This window comes from Campylobacter sp. RM5004, from assembly GCF_022369455.1.
In the GTDB taxonomy this organism is placed as follows: domain Bacteria; phylum Campylobacterota; class Campylobacteria; order Campylobacterales; family Campylobacteraceae; genus Campylobacter_E.
This window is the reverse complement of sequence record NZ_CP059599.1, coordinates 697,408-717,395: the sequence shown is the minus strand read 5'-3', so window position 1 is coordinate 717,395 and position 19,988 is coordinate 697,408. Positions and strand designations below refer to the sequence as shown.

Sequence of the window (19,988 nt, the reverse complement as noted above, 5' to 3'; positions counted from 1 at the left end):
AATTGCTAATATCAAGTTCTTTTAATGCAATAAAAAAACACTTTGTCAGCTAAGATAAAGTCTTCATAACTTTTATTATTTTGATATGCTTTATCACACAAGTAGTCATGAACGACTACTGCACTTAAGTATTCAGGTGAATTTGGCGGGTAGATACTCCACAACAAACGAGGTATGTTTGCTCCATTTGTTTTATATCCGCTAGGAATATCAACTTTAGCAAAACCACACTCAAAACTATAATCTTCTATAAGCTCAAACTTATCTTTTTCACAAGGCTTTAAAATAACTCTTTCCATGGTTAAAACTCCAATTTGATTAAATCTAGTTCATCGCTAGTAGTTGCATTTCTAATTTGCTCTTTATAAGACCAATATTTGGCAGTTATTTCTTGTGTTCTTTGTGCAATTAATAAAGATAGATTTTTTAAATCATCTAAGCTAAAAACATTAAGACTATTATCAGAGCTTTTCCAAACAAAATTATCAGGCACTGCACCAACTGAGCTAAAAATCACTAAACTTTGCGTTAATAATTCCTTCGCTTTACTATCTGCTTGATAAAGCTTATCTTTATATAAAATATCAGCATTCTCAGCTTGTGTTTTTGTGTTCTCAAGCTCGTTTAATTTATTTTCCTTAAGCTCATCAAAGCTTAGCTCAATGACTTGAGCTTTATGGATAAACTCGCCTTTTTCATAGAAATTCACTTGATTTTGCATAATTTTTATATATGTTTCTTCGCTAACTTCTACTGCGTTTTCAAGCTTTCTCATATCAATATAATCAATAAAGCCATTGTCTTTTAAAACAACGCTAAAACACTTCTCATCGCTAAAATAATCGTTAAAATCATCAATAATTTCATCTTGTATTAAATTGTTTAATTTTTCCATATTAAAGTCCTATTGCTATAAAATTAAAATTAAGTTTTTCTCTCTCAAATGGTTGTCCTACTGCAGGAACTGTATGCATATCTCTTTGTGCATCTCTATTTCTATATATTCTGTGAAAATTATTCAATGTTTGACCAGAGCAAAAAGCACCTTTGTAACTAGCACCAACTAAAAAGAATCCACTGATAGGTAAAGTAAAACTATAAAATACTTCATAATGACCCATATTTAAATGATTTTGATATCTATCAGCTCCTACAACAGGAACAATAGGAACATTTCTTAAAATTAAAATTTTTAAACCATTAAGTTCAAATAATTTACCATACGGAACATCTTTTTGAATTAAAGCTCCTTCATTAGTAGTTCTGTCAAAAAATATTCCGTGTTTATAAAGCGTATTTGGCACTAGATTACACTTCTTAGGAGAATTAACAAAGCTTCCATTTGGGTGTGCTTCATACATAGCAAATCCTCCCCAATCTACATAAAAACATTCATTAGTTATATTTTTAAAAATATCCCTATATGAATTCGTAGTTGTATTTCTCATAGAATAAATGCCACGACTTGAAGTATCAAAAGTATTTACTATAGAATTTACACTTGATTTTTCTGTTGCATAAAGACAAGCTTTTTTTATATTTGTAAATGTGGAGCTTTTAACATTTAAATTAGAATCATAAGCTAAAAGACCATAAGTTGCATTTTTAACACTACATTCAGCAAATCGTATATTTGCATTATTACCTGCAATTATAAGCCCTTGTGGTTGATTTATAAAGTTAAAATGAGCTTTATAAAAGAAACAAGAATTAGCATTATGAAAAGAAAAAACATTGCGATTTTCACTAATAGGATTAGCAAAATCACAACTTATTATACAATTGTTACTAGAAGTAAGGGTTATATGTGATAAATCGCAATTCTCAAAATACAAAAATTCTTTTAAAACAAAATTAGGTAACATTGTAATTACACAATTTCCTACACTAGGACTAGCTTTTTTAAAATAAGATAATGCCTTAAAAGCTTCAGCTAAAGTTTTAAATTCTCCACCAACTCCAACGCTACAAGTTAGTGGAGTTGTATAAACTTTCATCCTATCATCTTCAACTGCTTTAATCCTTGTTTCCAAGTCGTTTTTAACTTTTGTTAAGTCTGTATTATTTGCTTTAGCACTTAATTTTGTATTAATCTCATCTCTTGTAAAAACATTTAGTTTATCTGCTTTATTAGTTTCAAGAGTTTTTATTTTTTCATCTTGTGCTTTCTGAGAAGCTGTAAAATCGCTTGTATTGACTTTGTCTAATCCTAGTTTATCTATCTTCTCATCTTGTGCTTTTTGAGAAGCGTTGAAATGCGATAGTGTTGGATAAACTATCGTTTCATCTATTTTTATACTTAAATCCTTAGCGTTTTTAAGCTCAATTGCTAACTTATAATGAAACAATGAAGCGTTTGTATCTGTTGCTTTACTTAACACTGGAGTTCTGTTTATTTTAGTAAAACATAACAGCTCCCCATTTTTTGCAATAAAGCCAACGCAATTTATGAAAAAATCCCTAGCTGTATCATTTTTCAATACTGCTTCAAGAATTATTTTTGAGTTGTCAAATTCATCAATTCTAACACTTGTTGGAAGATTTTCATATTTTATGTTTGTTAAAGCCGTTGTGTTTTCATCTAGTGTATCTAAATTGCAATCAGCATAAACGACTTTTGATATAAACAAGTCAAGCTTATTAATGATTGAATGTGTTATTAGCTTTTTACCTTCATTTGTGATTATTGTCATAATTCTTTAAGCTCCTTTATTTGCATAACCGCCTTTATCTTAAGTGGTGTTTTGTGTATTGTGATAAGCTCTATATGTTCGCAAACTGAACGAACATTTTTGTATTTATTTATGTATTCGCTAAGCTTTAGTATGTTTTCGCTAGTTGAGTTTTCGCTAATCTCAACTACTGCTTTAAATGTGTAAGGTTTATCTAAATTAACAACTTTACAATCAGCAAAAACCCCACGCAACATAGTTTTAAAATAGCTCGCAGTCCCTTCGCTTTGATTTAGCAAAAATGGTGTTTTTAAGTCTTGATAATGCCCCCATTGAGATGACAAGATTTTTGTATTTTTTATATTCGGCTTATAAAAATGTTCGGTATTTATAGAATATGCCTTATCAAGTACTTCTAAAATAGAATTCTTGAAATCTTCTAAAGATTTTGAATAGATACTTAGATCCATTTTTCAATCCTTAGTGAATTTAGCCTTAAAATGCTATTTTTATCTACCATTAAAAGTGGAGTTGTGATACTTATATCGCTTATATTCTCATCATTGCATAAGCTTATAATTTTACTCTCGCTTACGCTCTCACTAATGTCAAGTTTTTTATAAAAATCTTTGATAATAAAATCAATCTTGGCTAAGTTCTCAGCGAATAAAAAATCATCTTTTACTTTGATTTTTATCAGTAGATCTTGCGTGATTTCTTTGCATTTAATAAGATTTATCTTATCTGTTAGTGGCACTTTATTTTCAAGTGCTTTTAAGATTTGTGGCTCTACATTTTCAGCTTGAGTGTAGTAGCAGATAAACACTTGCCCTGGTTTTGTGCTATCATCATATATTTTAGCTTTTAATACAGCTTTAGTTGATAATACATAGAACAAATAGCTTTCAGCACTTCCAGCAGTGCTAAATCTATGAAGTGCTAATTTAAAGCGTTCTTTTAGTTCTTCATCGATCTCACGATAGCTATCGTTTTTCCATTCTGTTACTTGTTCAATTTTCTCAATATAGATATTTTGAGTTTCAAGCATCGATATTTTCATATCTAAAAACTCGTTATTTTCTATCTCGCATAGCTCTATAATCTCATCTTTTACATATACATCATTTAGCAAATACGCATAATGTCCCTTACTATCGCTTAATTTTGCATTCTTTGGAATGAAGGTCGGGCTATTTGCTGTGATTTTTATTTTGCAAGTTGCATTATTTGCGTGTTTTCTAGTTAGTCCAACTAATGCTACTAATTCATCTAAAAATGTATCGCGTGAGTATGCTAGATAATTTTGCATAGCTACATTTGTGATATATTCGTGCTTTGTCTTAAACCACTCCAAAAAGCAGTCAGTTAAAATCATAATATCATCATTTATTAATGGCTTATAATCACTTTGATTTGCTTTGTTTTTATAGCTTTCTATGATTTCATTACGAGCTTTTTCAATGTCAAATGGAGCGAAAAATACATCATTATAATTCATAAACGACTCGCTCCTTGCTTTCAATTACTTCGTAATCAATAAGCACATTTGCCCCATTTAAAGCTAATTTTTTGATGATAATTCTAGGCTTAAGTAGTTTTATTTGCTCTGCTAAAGTCTTTAAATATACGTGAGTATTAGCGTGTGTTAGCTCCTTGTCAATCAAGCTATCACAGCCCAAAAATGGACGTAATGCATGGCTGAATTTACGTTTCTTCACAATTCTAGTTAAATTATCATCTATGCTTATCTTATACATAGATGAAGTTTAAAAAATAAAAGGTTGTTAAATAGCCGACATTTAAGAAGAATTATTTTTTTCTATAATATTCTAAAATTACATCTAATATACTTTTAAAATGCTCTCTAATTTTAAATGTTAGAGGAAATAACAATAAAAATATTGTTGCTCCAAATACAAGATTCACAATTCCTTTCCCTATACTTCTAACATAATCTGCATATAAATCAGGGAAAATATTTAATAATCCAGTATATGAACACAAATAGATAAAAACGAAGCATTTAATCATTTCAATAAAATTCTTCTCGTTAGATAAGAGAATTTTTAAAACATCATGATACCTTTCTTTTACCCAAGCATTGTTTAACTTTTCTTTCTTTATTAATTCCTCTTCGCTTGAAAGTTTTTCCTTTACATCGTTTTGCGAAGGCATATTGTTATTTTTTAATAAATCTTCATTTTCTGTTTCTTTTACTTTTGCATCATCAGGTGGCGATACTTGATTATCGCTTATTTTTTCATTCATTCAATAACCCTAAATATTCAAGCCTATAAGCTAAAGCCATACGACTTACAACTAGTTCGTTTGCTGTATTGTCTATATCATAAGCATTGCGTATCCAAGCTCTCCTAACTATATCTTCAGGCATTAACAAGCACGCTGCAAAAAAATTCGCTCTCATTTCGCTTGGATTAACACCTTGCGATGATAAAAGATTACGATAACTATATCTTGGAATATCACTAGGCTCTGCCTTGCATCCATAATCTAGTACCCAATGCCCTATCTCATGAGCAGTAGAGAATTTTTGTCTAAGCGGATAATCATTTCCATTTATATATATCCTTTGGTTTTGCGGATCTAATATACCTGAAATGTCTGGATTTGGTTCATTATATGTATATACAGTTAAACCTAAGTTATTCGCTATTTCAACAGTATTTACAGGAAAAGAGCTGCAGTATTGATTTCTAATATCATCAGCAATTTTGCTTACATATTCTTTTGTAAAATTACTAAGGTCAATGTTAAACATATGTAACTCCTTTCTTATTTAATAAGATTGTATCCTATTAAATTTATTGTATTTAAAACGGATAAGTATAATCTTTATCTATAATACCAAGATTTTTTAATCTATAAAAAGCAGCCATTCTTGATACTTCAAATTTACCTGCAATTAAAAGTATAGCTTCTTTTGCCGATAGTTCTTTTTCTTTTTGATATTCTAAAATACAATCTTCAATATGTTTTAATGGCATTAAAAGCTTAGCAGCAAAAACATTAGCTTTTGTTTCTATTCCACCAAAACGCTCACTTCTATAAAGTGTTTCGTATTTATCTACAATTGGATTATCAATACTAGGTAGCACATCATTAGCCAAATGTCCTAATTCATGTGCTAAAGTAAATCTTTGTCTAGTTTCTTTTTTAATAGGATTAACCCAAATTACAGGTTCTTCATTATTATCCACGCTAATTTGACCTTCATACTGCAATTTATCAAAGTCTAGTGAAGTACTAACATTTATATTTAGTTTTCTAGCTATATCAAACGGGTTAAATGGCGGTTCGTTAAAACCTAACATTTCCAAGATTTCATAAGGGTTTTTGTTTTTAATATCTTTATAGTTCATTTTAACCCTCCTATTTTAGTTTCTTCTTTTTCATAACCCATAAAATAAACATCTACTTTATCTTTAGTATGTAAATCTACCATTCTTTCAAATTCTTCTTTAAAATCTTCATTACTTAATATTTTACTTATTAACTCACTGCGAATACGTTCATCATTAGCAATTTTATCTAATAGTGAATTTGTTGTTTCTTCTATCGCTTTCTTTTTATCTTTATTAAAATAAATAGCAAGAATTATAGTAATAACTGCTGTTGCTAATGTGGCAAGACCTACAAAAACACCACTAGCTGTAATCATCATACTTGCTAAACTTAATACATTTCCATCTTCCATATAGCTATTATAACACAATAACATTATTAATTAAAATGCTATGTATTTACTTAGAATTACCTGCAAATATGCCGATTATCATCAATATAATAAATACCCAAGTAAAATAAAAATAAAAGCCACGCTTTTTCTTACCAGTTGTAATAAACATTATGATTTCTGAATATTTTTGCATTACATATTTCTTTTGCTTATCGTTTAATTTGCTTATATCTATTTCTAATATATCTTTTTTATTATTATCAAAGCTATTTTTTATGTTTTGTTTCATCATTTCATATTCTGCCGTATTTAAATCTGTTTCCTTTGGCTTTAAGATGGTTTTTGTATTGTCTGATGTCATTACTTCGTGTGCACTAGCTTCTGCGATTTTTTTATTAGGGCTTAAATCATGTTTATCAACTTCTTTTTTAGATCCTCACTATTCTCCATGGTATCAAATATACTCATTTTTTCATATTTTGGGTATAAATCTCTTATATTACTTGCATTAAATTTTCTTAAATGCACTGGTAATCTATTGAAAAAGTCTGTTTCTCTTGGAACATCGTAATCAGGATCATATTCGCCATCACGCTCTAGACTTTCTGAATAATCTGCAAGTTCTGAATGTCTTTGATACGTTTTTGCTAAAAACGCTTCAGTTTGAATTTCTTTTATAAAGTAGATTATCATCCAAGGCTTTCGACTGGTTAAATAATATAAAGTATCAATATTTTTGTAATACACCCAAGCAGGGAATTCGTTTAAATACCAAGTGCTTTCTTTGTCTAAAATATGTTCAAACATTCTATTTGTAAAATAAGGGCTTTTGTTTATTAAATACGAAAAACACTCTCTGTTAGTAAATAACATTGCTTCTATTATCTCGCTATCATCTAGCATATTATCATCAACTACTGTAACTATACTAAATGAACGATTTTGAATAAATCTTAATAATATATCTTTTGTTAATAGTTCTTTATTTCTAATATATACTATTAATTCTTGAAAAATTAAAGCATACATAATTATTTCATCATCGGTCAATACGCTTGCAATGTCACTATGAAAACTTTTATCTATATATGCAAATACCTTTTCATTTTCAAATAGTGTTTTTATAAAATCTTTATCTTTAAAATATTTTGGTGGGACAAAAGATACTCTGTTTGCTCTTAAGCCAATTACATTTAATAAAAAATCTTTATTTTCTAAGAGTTCAGGGTCAATCTTGTTAGCAAGGCTTTTATCTTTTGCAAAAGCGACAGCAACAATATCTATATCTTTTTTAAGTTCATCATCTAGGTCTTTATACTTTAAAACACCATTATTTAATTTAAATAAAACATCATCTTTATTCATAAACTATCCTTTTTTATCAAAGGATAGCTAAAATAGTCTTAAAAGCTAGTAAAATCGTAGTTATATGTGCCTATTACAGCCCCTAAGATTTCTAAACTTAAATCTTCGCTTACTGGCTCTGCTGGATATTGTGCTATGTTGTCGCTTATTATATATAGTTTACCTTCACGCTTTGCAAGGCGTTTAACTCTTAATTCATTATCATATCTAATTACATATATAACGCCTTCATGCTGATACTCACAGCACTTTCTAACTATTAATGTATGACCTTCTTTTAGTGTTGGTTCCATACTGTTTCCTTTCATAGGAAGCATTACAACATTTCTTAGTTCGTTTTCACTTTTTGCTTTTAAGTTTTTTAATAATTCATCTTTGTTAAAAGGTATCATAACTCTTTCAGTTTCAAAAACTTGTAAGCCATTTCCTGCACTCACATAAGCATTTTTATAAAAAGGTAGTGAGTGAATATTCTTGTTAATATCAAAATATAATTTTTCTATTTTGTCATAAAGTTCATAATTCTCATCTTTTATATCATGTTTATCTTTAAAAAATACATGCACACCAACACCTTCGTAGTCTGCTATAAAATTTAAAATCTCTATTGAAGGGGTTAAGTTATATTTTTCACTAACCCATTTTTTTATGCTTGGTACACTTGCACCAGCGATACCATTTTCAGCAAATCTTTCAGCCCAAGTTTCATATCCGCTTAAGTGTTTTTTTAGCATTGATAAATCTAACATCTCTTTAAGTATTTTCATATTCTTTCCTTTTAAAAATATACCTAAAGTATAACTTAAATATTTGTATTTGTCAATAAATATACTTTTTGTATAAATAATTAAGCTAATTTTAAGTATAATTATTTATACTTTTAGTATATTTTTAATTTTTACAAGGAGTATATATGTATGACTTTTTAGGCAATTTTGAATACAAATATGTCATTCAGGGACAAAAGGCAGATTATTCTAGTTTATTGTATTTTATGGATAATCAAGGCTATATTAGAGATAATAATATGGGTTTTGTTTGCGATAGAGTAAAAGAATAATTAATTATATTTAAAGGATACAAAAATGCGTAATTTAGAAATTGGTATAAAAGATTGTTTTGCGTCAGATGTAGCAAGATTTAATCTTGTTAATTTTTGCTGTGGCTTTAAAGATAAAAGCCGTGATGATTGTAGATATTACAAAAATAAAGAAGGGGTTGAGTTTTCTAGCTCAACTCACCATGTTGTTGATAATTCAATTATTAGAACTAGAAAATACAGAATTGATTGTGGAGATTTAGATGACTGATATTGTAAAAGCACTAAGTATAGTGCAGCAAGAAATCAAGGTAAAAAAAGATGCTAAAAATCATTTTGCAAAATATGAATATAGAACACTAGAAACTATTTTAGAAAACTATAAAAAAACCTGCAAAGATTTAGGAGCAATTGTAATCTTTACAGAGCGTGTTATATGTGAAATACAAGGAGTTATTTTATTAGAAGCAACAGCACATTTTAGAATTGCAGATAAAGAAATCACCACAAACGCTATCACTGAAATTGATTACAACCATAAAGGAATGAGTAAAGAGCAAATTTGGGGAACAGCTTCAACATATGCTAAAAAAAGAGCAGTTTCATCACTTCTATGTCTTGATGATAGTGCAGACGACCCTGATAGTTTAGCTGGAATGATTGTCTCAGGTTCTTTAGTTGATGAAATCAAAAACCTAGCAAAAATAAAAAATGTAGCAATAGAGCAAATACTAAAGTGCGAAAAACTTAAAAGCTTAGAAAATGCAAAAACCGAACAATTACAAAAAATACTAGATAATTTAAGGAGTTAATATGAAAGTAATTCACTTGGAACAGAACACACAAGAGTGGTTAGATTATCGCAAAGATAAGTTTAGTGCGAGTGTTACGCCTTGCCTTTTTGGCGTGGGCTATCACAAGGCCTATCAAGAAGCATATTATAGATATGGTGGTGGTAAACGCCCTGATATTTCGTGGATACCTGCAGTTGAACTTGGCGTAGAATATGAGCCAAAAGTTAGAGATTTTATAAATGTTAGCTTGGAGCGTAATTTTAAGCCTATCGTGTGTGAATGTGAGCAAGACGGTCGCTTTATCGCTAGTCTTGATGGTTACGATAACGGCGAGATATTAGAAATTAAGGTAAGCGAACTAGGGCTAATCGCTTATAGAAAGTCACACGAAGTTCCATTAAGATATATGTATCAAATACAGCATCAAATGATGGTAAGTGGAGCTAAAAAAGCACTTTTAGCTATCGCATATCCAAAGTATGATGGCACATTAGATATTGAACTTATAGACATAAAGCCTATTCCAACTATGCAAGATGAAATTAAAAGCAAATGGCTAGAGTTTGAAAGCACTTATAGATACAAAAATATTGATTATCAAGCACTAATAAAAACAGATGAATTATGCGAAGTGCAAAAGCAATTAAAAGCATTAGGGGAGCGTGAAAAAGAACTTAAAAGCTATTTTTATCAGTTTGATGATAGCACGATTTACGAAACACCTACAGCAAAGCTAACTTATAGCATAGGCACAAGAGAAACTATTGATTATAAAGCGATAGTTGAGCGTAACGGATATGAGATTTTAGAAAGCGATAAAAAGATTAGTGAAACAAGAACAATAAGAATTAAGGAGATAGCGTGAACAAATGCATAATAATAGGACGCTTAGTGCGTGATGTAGAATTAAAAACTTTAGGGCAAAGTGGCACAGCAGTAGTCAATAACGCAATAGCAGTTAGTAGATTTAGACAAGCACAAAACGGAGAGCGTATAGAAGAAACGCTCTTTTTAGATGTGGCGTTTTTCAATCGCTATGCAGAAGTTGTCAGTCAATATCTAAGAAAAGGTTCAAAACTAGCCGTAGAAGGCTTTTTAAAGCAAGAAAGCTGGGTGGATAATAACGGACAAAATAGAAGTAGAATTGTTCTTATCGTAGAAAGTATGGAAATGCTAGATAATAAGCAAGATAATCAAAATAGCAATCAAGGTGGTTATCAGAACAACTACCAACAACAGCCAAGACAAAATAATAACTATCAGCAAGGACAAAATAACTATCAACAGCCACAGCAAAATTATCAAAGCAATAATTATCAGCAAAATCAAAGCTACGGAGATGATCCTTATGTGCCATTCTAACATTAAGGAGCTTATTATCTTTTGCTTAGAAATAAGCATTAGAGAGCTTTTTATAAAGCGTTTTGGTTTAGCAAGATATAACGAAAACTTAGGCACTAGTTACACAACTAGTAGCCTAAACAAACTAAGAAATAATGAATTAAAAATTTTAAAGGGTTTAAGATGAGAGAAATAGTAAAGCTAATTAATAAAAAAGATTTAGAAGAAATAATAGACTTAAGATTCAAAATTAATAACTTTTATAAGCATAGTTGTTTAATAGGTGTTACTTTATTAGTTGGTGATAGTATTTGTTTTCATATGCAAAATGAAGACATAAGAAAAAAATTAGAAACTAATTACATAAATTACTTTTCTTTTTATGTTGATTTGAATTATGCAACAATTGAAACAAAATTTACAAGTTATAACGAAGTTATTAACATTAAAAAAGACATTCAGCTAGAAAATCAATTTACACCAAAAGATATAGCAAAACATATAGAGAAAATCATTGATGAATATAACAAAGAGCAAGATTATATTACTTTCGTTTGGGGAGATGAAGAATGAAATTACATCCATTGTTCAATCCAAAAAGCCAGCACTATGGCAACGGTAAGGACGCTACGATTTATGATTTATGGGATAGATATTCAGTGATAGAAATGCGTTCTTGGTGTCTAATCAATGCCGAGAAATATCACGCTAGAAAAGGCAAAAAGCAAGGCGAAAGCGAACAGGACAATCAAGAAAAATATGAAAGCTTTTATTATACGGCTTTACTTGTTGATTGCGTTTATGTGTTTGATTCTAGCTTTGCTAAAAAAATTCTTAATGGAGAATTGATAGAAGAAGAGCTAATTACAAAGTTAGAAAGCTTAAGAAAACAAGTGGTTTATTTAGCAAAAGATAAAATCTTGCTTGAAGTTTTAGAGTATATGAATAGGGGTTAAAATGAAAAAAACATACACATTAAAAGAAGTGGCAAAAATTACAGGACAGCACTACAAAACAGTATATAAACATTTACAATTAGGATTATTAAATGCAAAGTCACTCACATTTGGCGGCACTTGGAGAGTTAGCGAAGAAAATTTACAAGAATATTTAAATAAAATCGCATAAGAAATAATCACTTGTGAAATATAAGCTTTAATTAATATTTTTTAATTAGAATGTTCTTAATTGCTTTTAATAGCAAGTTTTGTCCCCTTATCGCAAGATAACGGCTCGGATGCCTAGCCTTAGAGCTAGGGGAATTAAAAAAAAGGCTAAATTAAATTAGCCTTTATCTTATCTCTAATATTTTCAAAATCACTTTTACTTATATTAATATTTGCTATATTTTCTACTCTTTTTGTATCGAATAATTTTATTTGAGATAACAAAGCCGTTCTAATATCATTATTTTTAGTATAAAAGCTATAAAAGTATGGAAAGCTATTGTCTTTTGTCTTAGTGCTTAATGGCACTCCTATAAACGAGTTTTTATAAATTAATTTTAACACAAGCACAGGTCTTACATAGTTTTTACCCTTACCGTAAACTTCAGAGCCAATATTTAAACCTAATCGCACCCAATATACCTTACCTGTTTTAACAGCTTTTTCTTTACTACTATTTGTACTCTTTTTTACTTCATTCCATTCATTGTAATTCATAGAAAATCCTTAATAAACTTCTCTAAATAATCGCCCCACCATTGCATAAGTTCCCTTTTAGCTTCTAGCTTGTGACTTCTATCATACACGCCTTTTACTCCTCCTACCGTGTGAGCTAGGCAAAGCTCTATAATTTCGCTTGAATAATTATTATCGTTAGCTATCGTGCTAAACATTGCACGAAATCCGTGTGGGGTAAATTCATCGTTTGCCACTCCGTTTTTACGTAAAAAAGAACGCATAGTATTATCGCTTATACCTTGATTTTGCTTTTTTTCGCTGTAAAATACATAATCGCTGTTTTTCATAGTTTTCATAATTTCTAGCACTCTTTTTGCTTGGGTGCTAAGTGGTAGATAAAACGGCTTTTTTCTTTTCATTTGTTCGGCAGGTATTTCCAAGACATCATCATTTATATATTCCCACTTAAGCAGTCTAACATTACCAGGGCGTAATGCTGTAAGTGCGTTAAAAATCAATGCGTATTTTGTAATAGGTCTTGCTTTTTGAATTAGTGTGAATAGATATTCTAAATCATCGCTTTTAGTTATCGTTGGGTAATTTTCCACTGACTTATAGCGAACTATCATATCAAGCTTGATAGGGAATAATATATGATTGTCAGTATAATCAAGCATACAGGCATAAGAATATATGCGTTTTAGCAGATTTAAAAGCTTTTTTGCAGTTGAGCTTTTATCTTTTAGTATTCCAAAGCGTTTTATAACATCGGCTTTGCTAACTTCTTTTATGTCTTTGTCGCTCAATTCTTTATCAAGTATAAATCTATCTAATAGTGAATAATATGTGTGTAATTGCTTATCGCTAATTTGGTTTTCTTGAGTTTGCATATAATCATAACATACTTGTTTGAAAGGTATTTTATTTTTATCATTAATAATTTTTTCTTGTGTGCTATCAATTTGCATTATTGCATTTCTTATTCTAAAACTTGAGCTAAATTCGCCTAATGTCTTTTTAACTCTTTTTTTATTAATGAATGTAATTAAGACAAAAGATTTTTTACCTTTAGGTGTTACACAAATATATAAATTATCAACGACCTTTTTCATATAAACTTTATCATTTGGTTTTAATTTTATGATTTCACTATCAGTTAGCATAATAAGCTCCTTTTTTTATTGTTTTAGTCCCTAATAGTTCAATTTAAGTCCTTAAAAATAATTAAGGACTAAATTAAGGACTAAAATTATTAGAAAAGAAGTTAAACAAAGTCTAAAAAATATCCAAAACTATCTAAAAATAACTAAAAACATATAAGCTAAAATGCTTATTTTATAAGTATTTTATTAATTTTTTAGTAAAGAATAGAAAAGAATGAAAAAAATAAGAATGGTGGAGTTGTGGAGATTTGAACTCCAGTCCAAAACTAGCTCAAAACCAGCGTCTACATGCTTAGTAGGCTGCTTAAATTCATTTTTACCAAGTGCAGCTTACAACTTTAGTAAAAACTAAGGCTTTTACTTCATTTAAAGCTTAGCCAAGGCTTTAAACTAGCTTGAATGATGACCCGCTAAATGCTATTACAAGCTTTAAGCATTGCAGGGCTCAACTGAACTTACGCAGCGTAAGCGTAAGCAGGAGCTAATTCTTTTTTGTTTGCGTTTAATTTTAATTTAGCGTTTAACGTAGCAACACGGCATGCAGCTAATCCCTTACTAATCCTGTCGAAACCTAATCAACCCCATTAGTAAAGCGAAGATTATAACAAAATTATATTATTTTTCAAGGTCTTATATCGCTTAAAGGACCCAAAGCTTCTGTTATTATGTCTAATTTTTTTCTTAAATCTATTTCTTCTTCGCTTAAAACAATATGATTAATATCTAAATTAACCACATTTTCTTCTTCTATTTCTTTAGCTATTACAAATTTATCAAGCTCAATTTCACCCAAATTACGAGCTATATTAAAATCTTGAGCTTTATTAAAATCTTCGGCTTTAATTTCTAACGAAGTTTTTTTTTATCTAATTCTGCATTTATTATTTTTGAATTCTTAGTCTTAAAATAAGCATTACATTTAGCTAAAACATCTTTAATATTTGCTCTTAAAATGCCTTTTTCTTTCTCATTGCATGGTGGCATTACATGTAATTCTAGATTATTATTTTCTATTTTAATCTTTACTAAAGATTCAAAAAGTATATTTTGAAGTTCAGGGTCATAGTCTTCTAAAACCTCATCTGGTATTTCATAAACATTCTCTTCTTCTTCAAAAGCAAAATCTGAATCCAAATAATCATCACTTTGATATTCAGGATATTTGATTTCTTCTTCGTATTCTTGTTTTATTGGTGTTTTTTGTAAAGGCTCAACCTTTACTTCATTAGCTTTTGGCAAATCACTTATCAAAACTAATTTTGCATCATTAAATATGCTTGCAAATATATTTTTTACAACCGAGCCATAATATTGTTTGAAATATTGCTTGTCTTCTTCATTATTTGGATTAATTTTTATACAAAATTCATTACCATCAAAACTAACAAAAGATGCATAATTTTTAAAAATTTCTCCTAATCTATAATCTCTTTTAGCAATCATTGTGATGAAATTTAAATAATCTTGCTCATTTTTATTAACAATAGGCTCATTAATTTCTTTATCAATACTCTTAAGCCCAACTGCTTCTTTTAATAAAAACGCAAGAATATATAAAATAAACTCATCATCATCGCTTATTTTTGTCATATTCTTAGCTTTTGCAATTATATGAAAAAATCTATCATATAAAACTAAAGAAAAATTAGGATTATTATTTGCAAAACAATCCTTTAAATACGAGCTAATCTCATCAATAACAATACTAGCTTCATAAGATTTAGCTAATTCTAAAAACTTAAATATCCCACTATCATTAGCATTTAAAATATCTACAAAAAACTGCTTAATAAGACTAGGTTCAATCAAGCCTAACATTAATGCAATACTATCTTTACTTAGTCTTTTTTGAGTATAAATAATACCTTGCTCTAGTAAAGTTAGGCTATCTCTCATAGAGCCACCGCCACTTCTTGCAATCAGCATTAAAGCTTCTTTTTCATAAGGTATTTGTTCGTTTGCTAAAATAAATTCCATTCTACTTACAATATCTTGAATAGGAATTTTTTTAAATCTAAAGTGTAAAACCCTACTTAAAATAGTAGGTGGTAATTTATGAACATCTGTTGTTGCTAAAATAAACTTAACATGTGCAGGTGGTTCTTCAAGTGTTTTTAAGAGTGCATTAAAAGCTTCACGAGTTAGCATATGCACCTCATCAATTATAAAAATCTTAAATCTTGAATGGAGCGGTGCGTATTTTGTATTTTCTATTAAATCCTGAATACTATCAATCCCACGATTACTAGCAGCGTCTAATTCATAAATATCAATCCCATCATTACTTAAACAGCTAGCACACTTACCACAAGGAGTTGAGCTAATTCCACGCTCACAATTTAGTGCTTTTGCTAAAATTCTAGCTGAGCTTGTCTTTCCACTACCTCTAAGTCCAGAAAAAAGATAAGCATTTGCTATTATTTTATTGTCAAGTGCATATTTTAAACTCTTACTAACAGCACTTTGACCTATCAAATCATCGTAATTTTTTGGGCGATATTTAAGCGATAGACTTTGCATATTATTCGTTTAATCCTGATAATAATTCTTCATTATTTTGAGTTTTTAGCATTTTTGCATATAAGAACTTAAGCGCTTCAACATCTTCCATAGAATTCATTGCTGATCTAATTGCCCAAATCTTAGGTAAATTAATTGGACCTTGCAATAATTCTTCTTTTCTTGTTCCACTCTTGGTTATATTAATTGCTGGATAAATTCTTCTATCTGAAATATTTCTATCAAGAACAATTTCGCTATTTCCTGTTCCCTTAAACTCTTCAAAAATCACATCATCCATTCTTGAACCTGTATCAATTAAAGCTGTTGCAACTATCGTTAAGCTTCCACCATGCTCTATATTTCTAGCAGCTCCAAAAAATCTCTTTGGTTTATGAAGAGCATTTGCATCAACACCACCACTTAAAACCTTGCCACTACTTGGAGTTGCAGTATTATATGCCCTTGCAAGTCTTGTGATACTATCAAGTAAAATGATTACATCTTTTCCCATTTCTACTAAACGCTTAGCTTTTTCAATTACAAGCTCTGCTACACGCACGTGATTTAATGCTGGTTGATCAAATGTAGAACTAAAAACTTCGCCTTTAACACATCTTTGCATATCAGTTACTTCTTCAGGACGCTCATCAATTAAAAGAACTATTAATTGACTTTCTGGATGATTTTTTGCAATTGCAGTTGCAAGCTCTTTCATAAGCTCAGTTTTACCTGTTCTAGGAGGTGCAACTATTAGCCCACGCTGTCCTTTTCCAATAGGAGTGAATAAATCAAGCACCCTACCAGTTAGCTTTAATGGGTCATACTCAAGTTGTAGTTTTTCAGTAGGAAATATAGGAGTAAGGTTATCAAATAAAGCTCTTTTTTTAGCTTCTGCTAAAGGAAGATAATTAATAGCTTCGATCTTAAGTAAAGCATAATACTTTTCTTGCTCTCTTGGTTCTCTTACTTGACCTGTAACAATATCTCCAACCCTTAAAGCAAACTTTTTAATCTGAGAATTACTTACATAAGCATCGTTTGCACTATCACTTAAATTTGCATCCATTGCTCTTAAGAAGCCATAACCTTCTTGATTAATTTCTAAAATACCTGTAAAAAGAATAAAGCCACCTTTTTTAGTCTGAGCTTTTAATATCTCAAACATAAGCTCTTGTCTTCTAAACTCCATAGGGTTTTCTACACCAGCTTCGTTTGCGATTTCTATTAATTTTTCAAGAGTTAGTAGTTTTAATTCTTCTATTTTATATCCATCTACTGGAATATGCTTTTTTTGATTTTTTTTATCTTGCTTTTGTTCTGTTTGTATATCTTTATCCATTGATTTCCTTATTTGTAAAAAACGAAGTATTAAAAATTATTTTATAAATTAAAAATAAAATTGTCAATAAAATTAAAGGAAATTATCTTGAAGTGTTTTCATTGTAGGTTAGATTTTGATGAAAAAAGTATGATTTTTCAAGGCGAAAAGGTGTTTTGTTGTAATGGCTGTAAAAATGTTTATAATCTAATAAATGAAAACAATTTAGAAGAATTTTATAAAAATGCCACTAATTTATCTAAAGTAGATGAGAAAATTTCTTATGATGAACACTCGTTTTTCATACAAAAAGAAGAAAATTATGAAAAAATTTTAATTTTAATTGATAATTTGCATTGCATTGCTTGTGTTTGGCTCATTGAAAAAATGCTTTTAAAAAACGAAGGCGTTTTAGAAATTGATATAAACTATCATACAAAAAGAGCTAGTATAGAATATAATCCCCTAATCACTAATGCAAAAGATATTTTAAATACCATCATATCTCTTGGCTACACTCCCCTAGCCTTTAATCCAAGCACTACGACAAAAGCTAAAAAAACCCATATTGAGTTTTATTCAAGGCTAATAGTAGCAATTGCTTGTGTTATGAATATTATGTGGCTTAGCATAGCAAGATATGCTGGGTATTTTTCTAGTATGGAGCAAAGCATTCAAGATATTATTAATTTTGCGGAGTTTGTATTATGCACTCCTGTTCTTTTTTATAGTGCTTCATCAATGTTTAAAAGCGCTTATTTAGCCCTTAAAAACAAAATATTAAATATGGATTGCTTAGTAACTGCGGGTGCTAGTCTTGTTTATATTTATAGCATTATTGCGATGTTTAAAAGGCTTCCTTATGTTTATTTTGATAGCGTTGCTATGATTATTTGCTTTGTTTTTATAGGAAGATTTTTAGAACAACTCGCAAGAAAACAAGCTTTAGAAAATATTGATTTTTTAAGCGATTTATTAAACGCTAGTGTAAATGTGATTAAAGGTGAAAATATAGAAAAAATCAGCGTTACAAATATTAAAAAAGATGATGTTTTAAGAGTATTTTTAGGAGATAAAATCTTAATTGATGGATATGCTTTAAATGATGCTAAATTAAACCTTAGCGCAATTACAGGCGAAAGTGAATTAGTAAATATTAAAAAAGGTGATTTTATCAAAAGTGCTAGCGTGGTTGAATGTGCTAGTTTTGATTATATTGCAAGCTGCACTTTTAATGATAGTTATATTAATAAATTAGCAAATTTATTAAATAAAACAAAAAAATCAAACCTTGAAAGACTAACAGATAAAATCGGAGTTTATTTTTGTTATGCGATTTTTAGCATTGCATTTTTGTGCTTTTTATATAATATTTCTAATATAAATGAAGCTATTATTAGAAGTGTAAGTTTATTAATAATCGCATGTCCATGTGCTTTAGCACTTAGTGCTCCTGTTGGAAATATTTTATGTATTCACGAAGCTTTAAAGCTTAAAGTATTATTTAAAAACGCAAGTTTTATTGAAAATCTTAGCAAAATAAATATGGCTGTATTTGATAAAACAGGGGTATTATCAAAATCAAAACTTGAATTATTAAGCAGTATTAATCTAAATGATAATGATAAAAGCATATTAAAAGCGATTTTAAATAAAAACAATCACATAATCGCAAGCTCACTAAACGAGTATTTAAAAGATATAAAACCAAGCGAAAAGGATTTTAATCTAATTCAGCTAAATGGCTTAGGAGTTTTGGCGGAATTTGAAAACGGAATTAAATATATTTTTGGCTCAGCAAAACTACTAAAACAATACAATATAAATGCGATTTCAAAGAATGAAACCGAAGTGTTTTTCGCTAAAAATGATGAAATTTTAGAGCATTTTATATTTTCTAATGTAATTAGTAATGATGCACTAAATCTAATTAATTATTTAAAATCATCTAATATAAAAATAGTAATGCTCTCAGGAGATAAGCAAAAACCTTGTGAAAAAATAGCAAACGAGCTAGGAATTAGCGAATATTATTATGAATGTTTGCCTGAAGATAAGTTAAAAACGATTGAAAACTTTAGCAAAAATAACAAAGTTTTAATGGTAGGCGATGGCATAAATGACGCATTAGCATTAAAACTTGCGCTTGTTGGAATTAGCTTTAAAAACGCTAGTAATTTAGCTCTAAATTCAAGTGATATTGTTATGCTTGATAATAAATTAATAGGTATTAAAAACTCTCATTTATTAGCTACAAAAACATATAAATTAATTAAGACAAATCTAGCTTTAAGCTTTTTATACAATATCATAAGCATTCCATTAGCTTTCAATGGACTTATAAACCCACTAATCGCAAGTATATTTATGTCGCTTAGTTCAATCTGCGTGATAATCAACTCTACAAGAATTAAAAGCTACGCCAAAAAAATCAAGAATTTGAAATAGGAATTTCCTAATTCAAATTCCAAA

General features: G+C 29.3%; 28 protein-coding genes and 1 other RNA gene. 10 read left to right on the top strand and 19 right to left on the bottom strand.

Going from position 1 to position 19,988, the window contains the following annotated elements:
* Positions 1 to 11 precede the first annotated feature (11 nt).
* The 13 genes from AVANS_RS03590 to AVANS_RS03530 are packed head-to-tail and all read right to left on the bottom strand — an operon-like array spanning position 12 to position 8,501.
* The gene (locus AVANS_RS03590; RefSeq protein WP_239818292.1) at positions 12 to 299 is read right to left on the bottom strand and encodes a DUF1353 domain-containing protein; all 288 of its coding nucleotides are present in this window, start codon (positions 297 to 299) and stop codon (positions 12 to 14) included.
* A gap of 2 nt (positions 300 to 301) precedes the next feature.
* Entirely contained in the window at positions 302 to 895 is a 594-nt protein-coding gene (locus AVANS_RS03585) for a DUF4376 domain-containing protein (RefSeq protein WP_239818291.1), read from the bottom strand.
* Between the two features lies 1 nt (position 896).
* On the bottom strand, positions 897 to 2,693 hold the full coding sequence (locus AVANS_RS03580; protein WP_239818290.1) for a phage tail protein: 1,797 nt from the start codon (positions 2,691 to 2,693) through the stop codon (positions 897 to 899).
* The gene (locus AVANS_RS03575; protein ID WP_239818289.1) at positions 2,690 to 3,142 is read right to left on the bottom strand and encodes a hypothetical protein; all 453 of its coding nucleotides are present in this window, start codon (positions 3,140 to 3,142) and stop codon (positions 2,690 to 2,692) included. Before AVANS_RS03575 ends, AVANS_RS03580 begins: the two co-directional genes overlap by 4 nt.
* Positions 3,133 to 4,170, bottom strand: a complete 1,038-nt coding sequence (locus AVANS_RS03570) for a baseplate J/gp47 family protein (protein WP_239818288.1) — start codon at positions 4,168 to 4,170, stop codon at positions 3,133 to 3,135. The genes AVANS_RS03575 and AVANS_RS03570 overlap by 10 nt, the downstream gene beginning before the upstream one ends.
* Positions 4,160 to 4,429 (bottom strand): hypothetical protein, encoded by a 270-nt coding sequence (locus tag AVANS_RS03565; RefSeq protein WP_239818287.1) that lies wholly within the window; start codon positions 4,427 to 4,429, stop codon positions 4,160 to 4,162. Before AVANS_RS03565 ends, AVANS_RS03570 begins: the two co-directional genes overlap by 11 nt.
* A 52-nt stretch (positions 4,430 to 4,481) precedes the next feature.
* Positions 4,482 to 4,940 (bottom strand): hypothetical protein, encoded by a 459-nt coding sequence (locus AVANS_RS03560; RefSeq protein ID WP_239818286.1) that lies wholly within the window; start codon positions 4,938 to 4,940, stop codon positions 4,482 to 4,484.
* Positions 4,933 to 5,451: an ImmA/IrrE family metallo-endopeptidase gene (locus tag AVANS_RS03555; protein WP_239818285.1), complete on the bottom strand. Its 519-nt coding sequence runs from the start codon at positions 5,449 to 5,451 to the stop codon at positions 4,933 to 4,935. The genes AVANS_RS03560 and AVANS_RS03555 overlap by 8 nt, the downstream gene beginning before the upstream one ends.
* Before the next feature lie 52 nt (positions 5,452 to 5,503).
* The gene (locus AVANS_RS03550; protein WP_239818284.1) at positions 5,504 to 6,052 is read right to left on the bottom strand and encodes an ImmA/IrrE family metallo-endopeptidase; all 549 of its coding nucleotides are present in this window, start codon (positions 6,050 to 6,052) and stop codon (positions 5,504 to 5,506) included.
* Positions 6,049 to 6,411, bottom strand: coding sequence for a hypothetical protein (locus AVANS_RS03545; protein ID WP_239818283.1), 363 nt, complete (start codon positions 6,409 to 6,411; stop codon positions 6,049 to 6,051). The genes AVANS_RS03550 and AVANS_RS03545 overlap by 4 nt, the downstream gene beginning before the upstream one ends.
* A 22-nt stretch (positions 6,412 to 6,433) precedes the next feature.
* Entirely contained in the window at positions 6,434 to 6,730 is a 297-nt protein-coding gene (locus AVANS_RS03540) for a hypothetical protein (protein WP_239818282.1), read from the bottom strand.
* Positions 6,731 to 6,771: 41 nt separating this feature from the next.
* Entirely contained in the window at positions 6,772 to 7,734 is a 963-nt protein-coding gene (locus AVANS_RS03535; RefSeq protein WP_239818281.1) for a hypothetical protein, read from the bottom strand.
* A gap of 38 nt (positions 7,735 to 7,772) precedes the next feature.
* Complete coding sequence (locus AVANS_RS03530; RefSeq protein ID WP_239818280.1) at positions 7,773 to 8,501, bottom strand: S24 family peptidase; 729 nt, start codon at positions 8,499 to 8,501, stop codon at positions 7,773 to 7,775.
* 146 nt (positions 8,502 to 8,647) lie between these two features.
* On the opposite strand from AVANS_RS03530, the gene AVANS_RS03525 reads away from it, so the two are divergent.
* From AVANS_RS03525 to AVANS_RS03485, 9 genes are read left to right on the top strand one after another with little or no spacing between them, the layout of a single operon-like run.
* Complete coding sequence (locus tag AVANS_RS03525; RefSeq protein ID WP_239818279.1) at positions 8,648 to 8,794, top strand: hypothetical protein; 147 nt, start codon at positions 8,648 to 8,650, stop codon at positions 8,792 to 8,794.
* Between the two features lie 25 nt (positions 8,795 to 8,819).
* Positions 8,820 to 9,044 (top strand): hypothetical protein, encoded by a 225-nt coding sequence (locus AVANS_RS03520; protein WP_239818278.1) that lies wholly within the window; start codon positions 8,820 to 8,822, stop codon positions 9,042 to 9,044.
* The gene (locus tag AVANS_RS03515; protein WP_239818277.1) at positions 9,037 to 9,585 is read left to right on the top strand and encodes an ERF family protein; all 549 of its coding nucleotides are present in this window, start codon (positions 9,037 to 9,039) and stop codon (positions 9,583 to 9,585) included. Before AVANS_RS03520 ends, AVANS_RS03515 begins: the two co-directional genes overlap by 8 nt.
* Before the next feature lies 1 nt (position 9,586).
* Positions 9,587 to 10,432 (top strand): lambda-exonuclease family protein, encoded by an 846-nt coding sequence (locus AVANS_RS03510; RefSeq protein WP_239818276.1) that lies wholly within the window; start codon positions 9,587 to 9,589, stop codon positions 10,430 to 10,432.
* Positions 10,429 to 10,929, top strand: a complete 501-nt coding sequence (ssb, locus tag AVANS_RS03505; RefSeq protein ID WP_239818275.1) for a single-stranded DNA-binding protein — start codon at positions 10,429 to 10,431, stop codon at positions 10,927 to 10,929. The genes AVANS_RS03510 and ssb overlap by 4 nt, the downstream gene beginning before the upstream one ends.
* Positions 10,916 to 11,095 (top strand): hypothetical protein, encoded by a 180-nt coding sequence (locus tag AVANS_RS03500; RefSeq protein ID WP_239818274.1) that lies wholly within the window; start codon positions 10,916 to 10,918, stop codon positions 11,093 to 11,095. The genes ssb and AVANS_RS03500 overlap by 14 nt, the downstream gene beginning before the upstream one ends.
* Positions 11,092 to 11,481 carry a hypothetical protein gene (locus AVANS_RS03495; RefSeq protein WP_239818273.1) on the top strand — a complete coding sequence of 130 codons (390 nt, stop codon included), beginning with the start codon at positions 11,092 to 11,094 and terminating at the stop codon, positions 11,479 to 11,481. Before AVANS_RS03500 ends, AVANS_RS03495 begins: the two co-directional genes overlap by 4 nt.
* Positions 11,478 to 11,864, top strand: coding sequence for a DUF3310 domain-containing protein (locus tag AVANS_RS03490; protein WP_239818272.1), 387 nt, complete (start codon positions 11,478 to 11,480; stop codon positions 11,862 to 11,864). The genes AVANS_RS03495 and AVANS_RS03490 overlap by 4 nt, the downstream gene beginning before the upstream one ends.
* A 1-nt stretch (position 11,865) precedes the next feature.
* A complete protein-coding gene (locus tag AVANS_RS03485; protein ID WP_239818271.1) occupies positions 11,866 to 12,036 on the top strand; it encodes a helix-turn-helix domain-containing protein in 171 nt (56 codons plus the stop codon).
* A gap of 146 nt (positions 12,037 to 12,182) precedes the next feature.
* Here the strand turns inward: AVANS_RS03485 and AVANS_RS03480 are convergent, their stop codons facing one another.
* The 6 genes from AVANS_RS03480 to rho all read right to left on the bottom strand — a co-directional run bounded on the left by AVANS_RS03480 (position 12,183) and on the right by rho (position 17,537).
* Positions 12,183 to 12,572 (bottom strand): type II toxin-antitoxin system PemK/MazF family toxin, encoded by a 390-nt coding sequence (locus AVANS_RS03480; RefSeq protein ID WP_239818270.1) that lies wholly within the window; start codon positions 12,570 to 12,572, stop codon positions 12,183 to 12,185.
* Positions 12,569 to 13,696 carry a site-specific integrase gene (locus tag AVANS_RS03475; protein WP_239818269.1) on the bottom strand — a complete coding sequence of 376 codons (1,128 nt, stop codon included), beginning with the start codon at positions 13,694 to 13,696 and terminating at the stop codon, positions 12,569 to 12,571. Before AVANS_RS03475 ends, AVANS_RS03480 begins: the two co-directional genes overlap by 4 nt.
* A gap of 230 nt (positions 13,697 to 13,926) precedes the next feature.
* Positions 13,927 to 14,279: a transfer-messenger RNA gene (gene ssrA, locus AVANS_RS03470) on the bottom strand.
* 39 nt (positions 14,280 to 14,318) lie between these two features.
* Positions 14,319 to 14,489 (bottom strand): hypothetical protein, encoded by a 171-nt coding sequence (locus AVANS_RS03465; protein ID WP_239818268.1) that lies wholly within the window; start codon positions 14,487 to 14,489, stop codon positions 14,319 to 14,321.
* 53 nt (positions 14,490 to 14,542) lie between these two features.
* Entirely contained in the window at positions 14,543 to 16,216 is a 1,674-nt protein-coding gene (gene dnaX / locus AVANS_RS03460) for a DNA polymerase III subunit gamma/tau (protein WP_239818267.1), read from the bottom strand.
* A 1-nt stretch (position 16,217) separates the two neighbouring features.
* Complete coding sequence (gene rho / locus AVANS_RS03455) at positions 16,218 to 17,537, bottom strand: transcription termination factor Rho (RefSeq protein WP_214118675.1); 1,320 nt, start codon at positions 17,535 to 17,537, stop codon at positions 16,218 to 16,220.
* A gap of 87 nt (positions 17,538 to 17,624) precedes the next feature.
* Between rho and AVANS_RS03450 the strand changes: the two genes are divergently transcribed.
* Positions 17,625 to 19,964 carry a heavy metal translocating P-type ATPase gene (locus tag AVANS_RS03450; RefSeq protein WP_239818266.1) on the top strand — a complete coding sequence of 780 codons (2,340 nt, stop codon included), beginning with the start codon at positions 17,625 to 17,627 and terminating at the stop codon, positions 19,962 to 19,964.
* The last annotated feature ends 24 nt before the right edge of the window (positions 19,965 to 19,988 follow it).

What these genes read in the sequence shown, in the direction of transcription:
- AVANS_RS03550 (WP_239818284.1), bottom strand. Translation starts at nt 6,052, where the DNA reads ATGAACTATAAAGATATTAAAAACAAAAACCCTTATGAAATCTTGGAA.
- AVANS_RS03565 (WP_239818287.1), bottom strand. Translation starts at nt 4,429, where the DNA reads ATGTATAAGATAAGCATAGATGATAATTTAACTAGAATTGTGAAGAAA.
- AVANS_RS03515 (WP_239818277.1), top strand. Translation starts at nt 9,037, where the DNA reads ATGACTGATATTGTAAAAGCACTAAGTATAGTGCAGCAAGAAATCAAG.
- AVANS_RS03500 (WP_239818274.1), top strand. Translation starts at nt 10,916, where the DNA reads ATGTGCCATTCTAACATTAAGGAGCTTATTATCTTTTGCTTAGAAATA.
- AVANS_RS03585 (WP_239818291.1), bottom strand. Translation starts at nt 895, where the DNA reads ATGGAAAAATTAAACAATTTAATACAAGATGAAATTATTGATGATTTT.
- AVANS_RS03540 (WP_239818282.1), bottom strand. Translation starts at nt 6,730, where the DNA reads ATGACATCAGACAATACAAAAACCATCTTAAAGCCAAAGGAAACAGAT.
- AVANS_RS03510 (WP_239818276.1), top strand. Translation starts at nt 9,587, where the DNA reads ATGAAAGTAATTCACTTGGAACAGAACACACAAGAGTGGTTAGATTAT.
- AVANS_RS03555 (WP_239818285.1), bottom strand. Translation starts at nt 5,451, where the DNA reads ATGTTTAACATTGACCTTAGTAATTTTACAAAAGAATATGTAAGCAAA.
- AVANS_RS03560 (WP_239818286.1), bottom strand. Translation starts at nt 4,940, where the DNA reads ATGAATGAAAAAATAAGCGATAATCAAGTATCGCCACCTGATGATGCA.
- AVANS_RS03485 (WP_239818271.1), top strand. Translation starts at nt 11,866, where the DNA reads ATGAAAAAAACATACACATTAAAAGAAGTGGCAAAAATTACAGGACAG.
- AVANS_RS03590 (WP_239818292.1), bottom strand. Translation starts at nt 299, where the DNA reads ATGGAAAGAGTTATTTTAAAGCCTTGTGAAAAAGATAAGTTTGAGCTT.
- AVANS_RS03520 (WP_239818278.1), top strand. Translation starts at nt 8,820, where the DNA reads ATGCGTAATTTAGAAATTGGTATAAAAGATTGTTTTGCGTCAGATGTA.
- AVANS_RS03525 (WP_239818279.1), top strand. Translation starts at nt 8,648, where the DNA reads ATGTATGACTTTTTAGGCAATTTTGAATACAAATATGTCATTCAGGGA.
- AVANS_RS03575 (WP_239818289.1), bottom strand. Translation starts at nt 3,142, where the DNA reads ATGGATCTAAGTATCTATTCAAAATCTTTAGAAGATTTCAAGAATTCT.
- rho (WP_214118675.1), bottom strand. Translation starts at nt 17,537, where the DNA reads ATGGATAAAGATATACAAACAGAACAAAAGCAAGATAAAAAAAATCAA.
- AVANS_RS03530 (WP_239818280.1), bottom strand. Translation starts at nt 8,501, where the DNA reads ATGAAAATACTTAAAGAGATGTTAGATTTATCAATGCTAAAAAAACAC.
- AVANS_RS03535 (WP_239818281.1), bottom strand. Translation starts at nt 7,734, where the DNA reads ATGAATAAAGATGATGTTTTATTTAAATTAAATAATGGTGTTTTAAAG.
- dnaX (WP_239818267.1), bottom strand. Translation starts at nt 16,216, where the DNA reads ATGCAAAGTCTATCGCTTAAATATCGCCCAAAAAATTACGATGATTTG.
- AVANS_RS03570 (WP_239818288.1), bottom strand. Translation starts at nt 4,170, where the DNA reads ATGAATTATAATGATGTATTTTTCGCTCCATTTGACATTGAAAAAGCT.
- AVANS_RS03495 (WP_239818273.1), top strand. Translation starts at nt 11,092, where the DNA reads ATGAGAGAAATAGTAAAGCTAATTAATAAAAAAGATTTAGAAGAAATA.
- AVANS_RS03490 (WP_239818272.1), top strand. Translation starts at nt 11,478, where the DNA reads ATGAAATTACATCCATTGTTCAATCCAAAAAGCCAGCACTATGGCAAC.
- AVANS_RS03545 (WP_239818283.1), bottom strand. Translation starts at nt 6,411, where the DNA reads ATGTTATTGTGTTATAATAGCTATATGGAAGATGGAAATGTATTAAGT.
- AVANS_RS03580 (WP_239818290.1), bottom strand. Translation starts at nt 2,693, where the DNA reads ATGACAATAATCACAAATGAAGGTAAAAAGCTAATAACACATTCAATC.
- AVANS_RS03480 (WP_239818270.1), bottom strand. Translation starts at nt 12,572, where the DNA reads ATGAATTACAATGAATGGAATGAAGTAAAAAAGAGTACAAATAGTAGT.
- AVANS_RS03475 (WP_239818269.1), bottom strand. Translation starts at nt 13,696, where the DNA reads ATGCTAACTGATAGTGAAATCATAAAATTAAAACCAAATGATAAAGTT.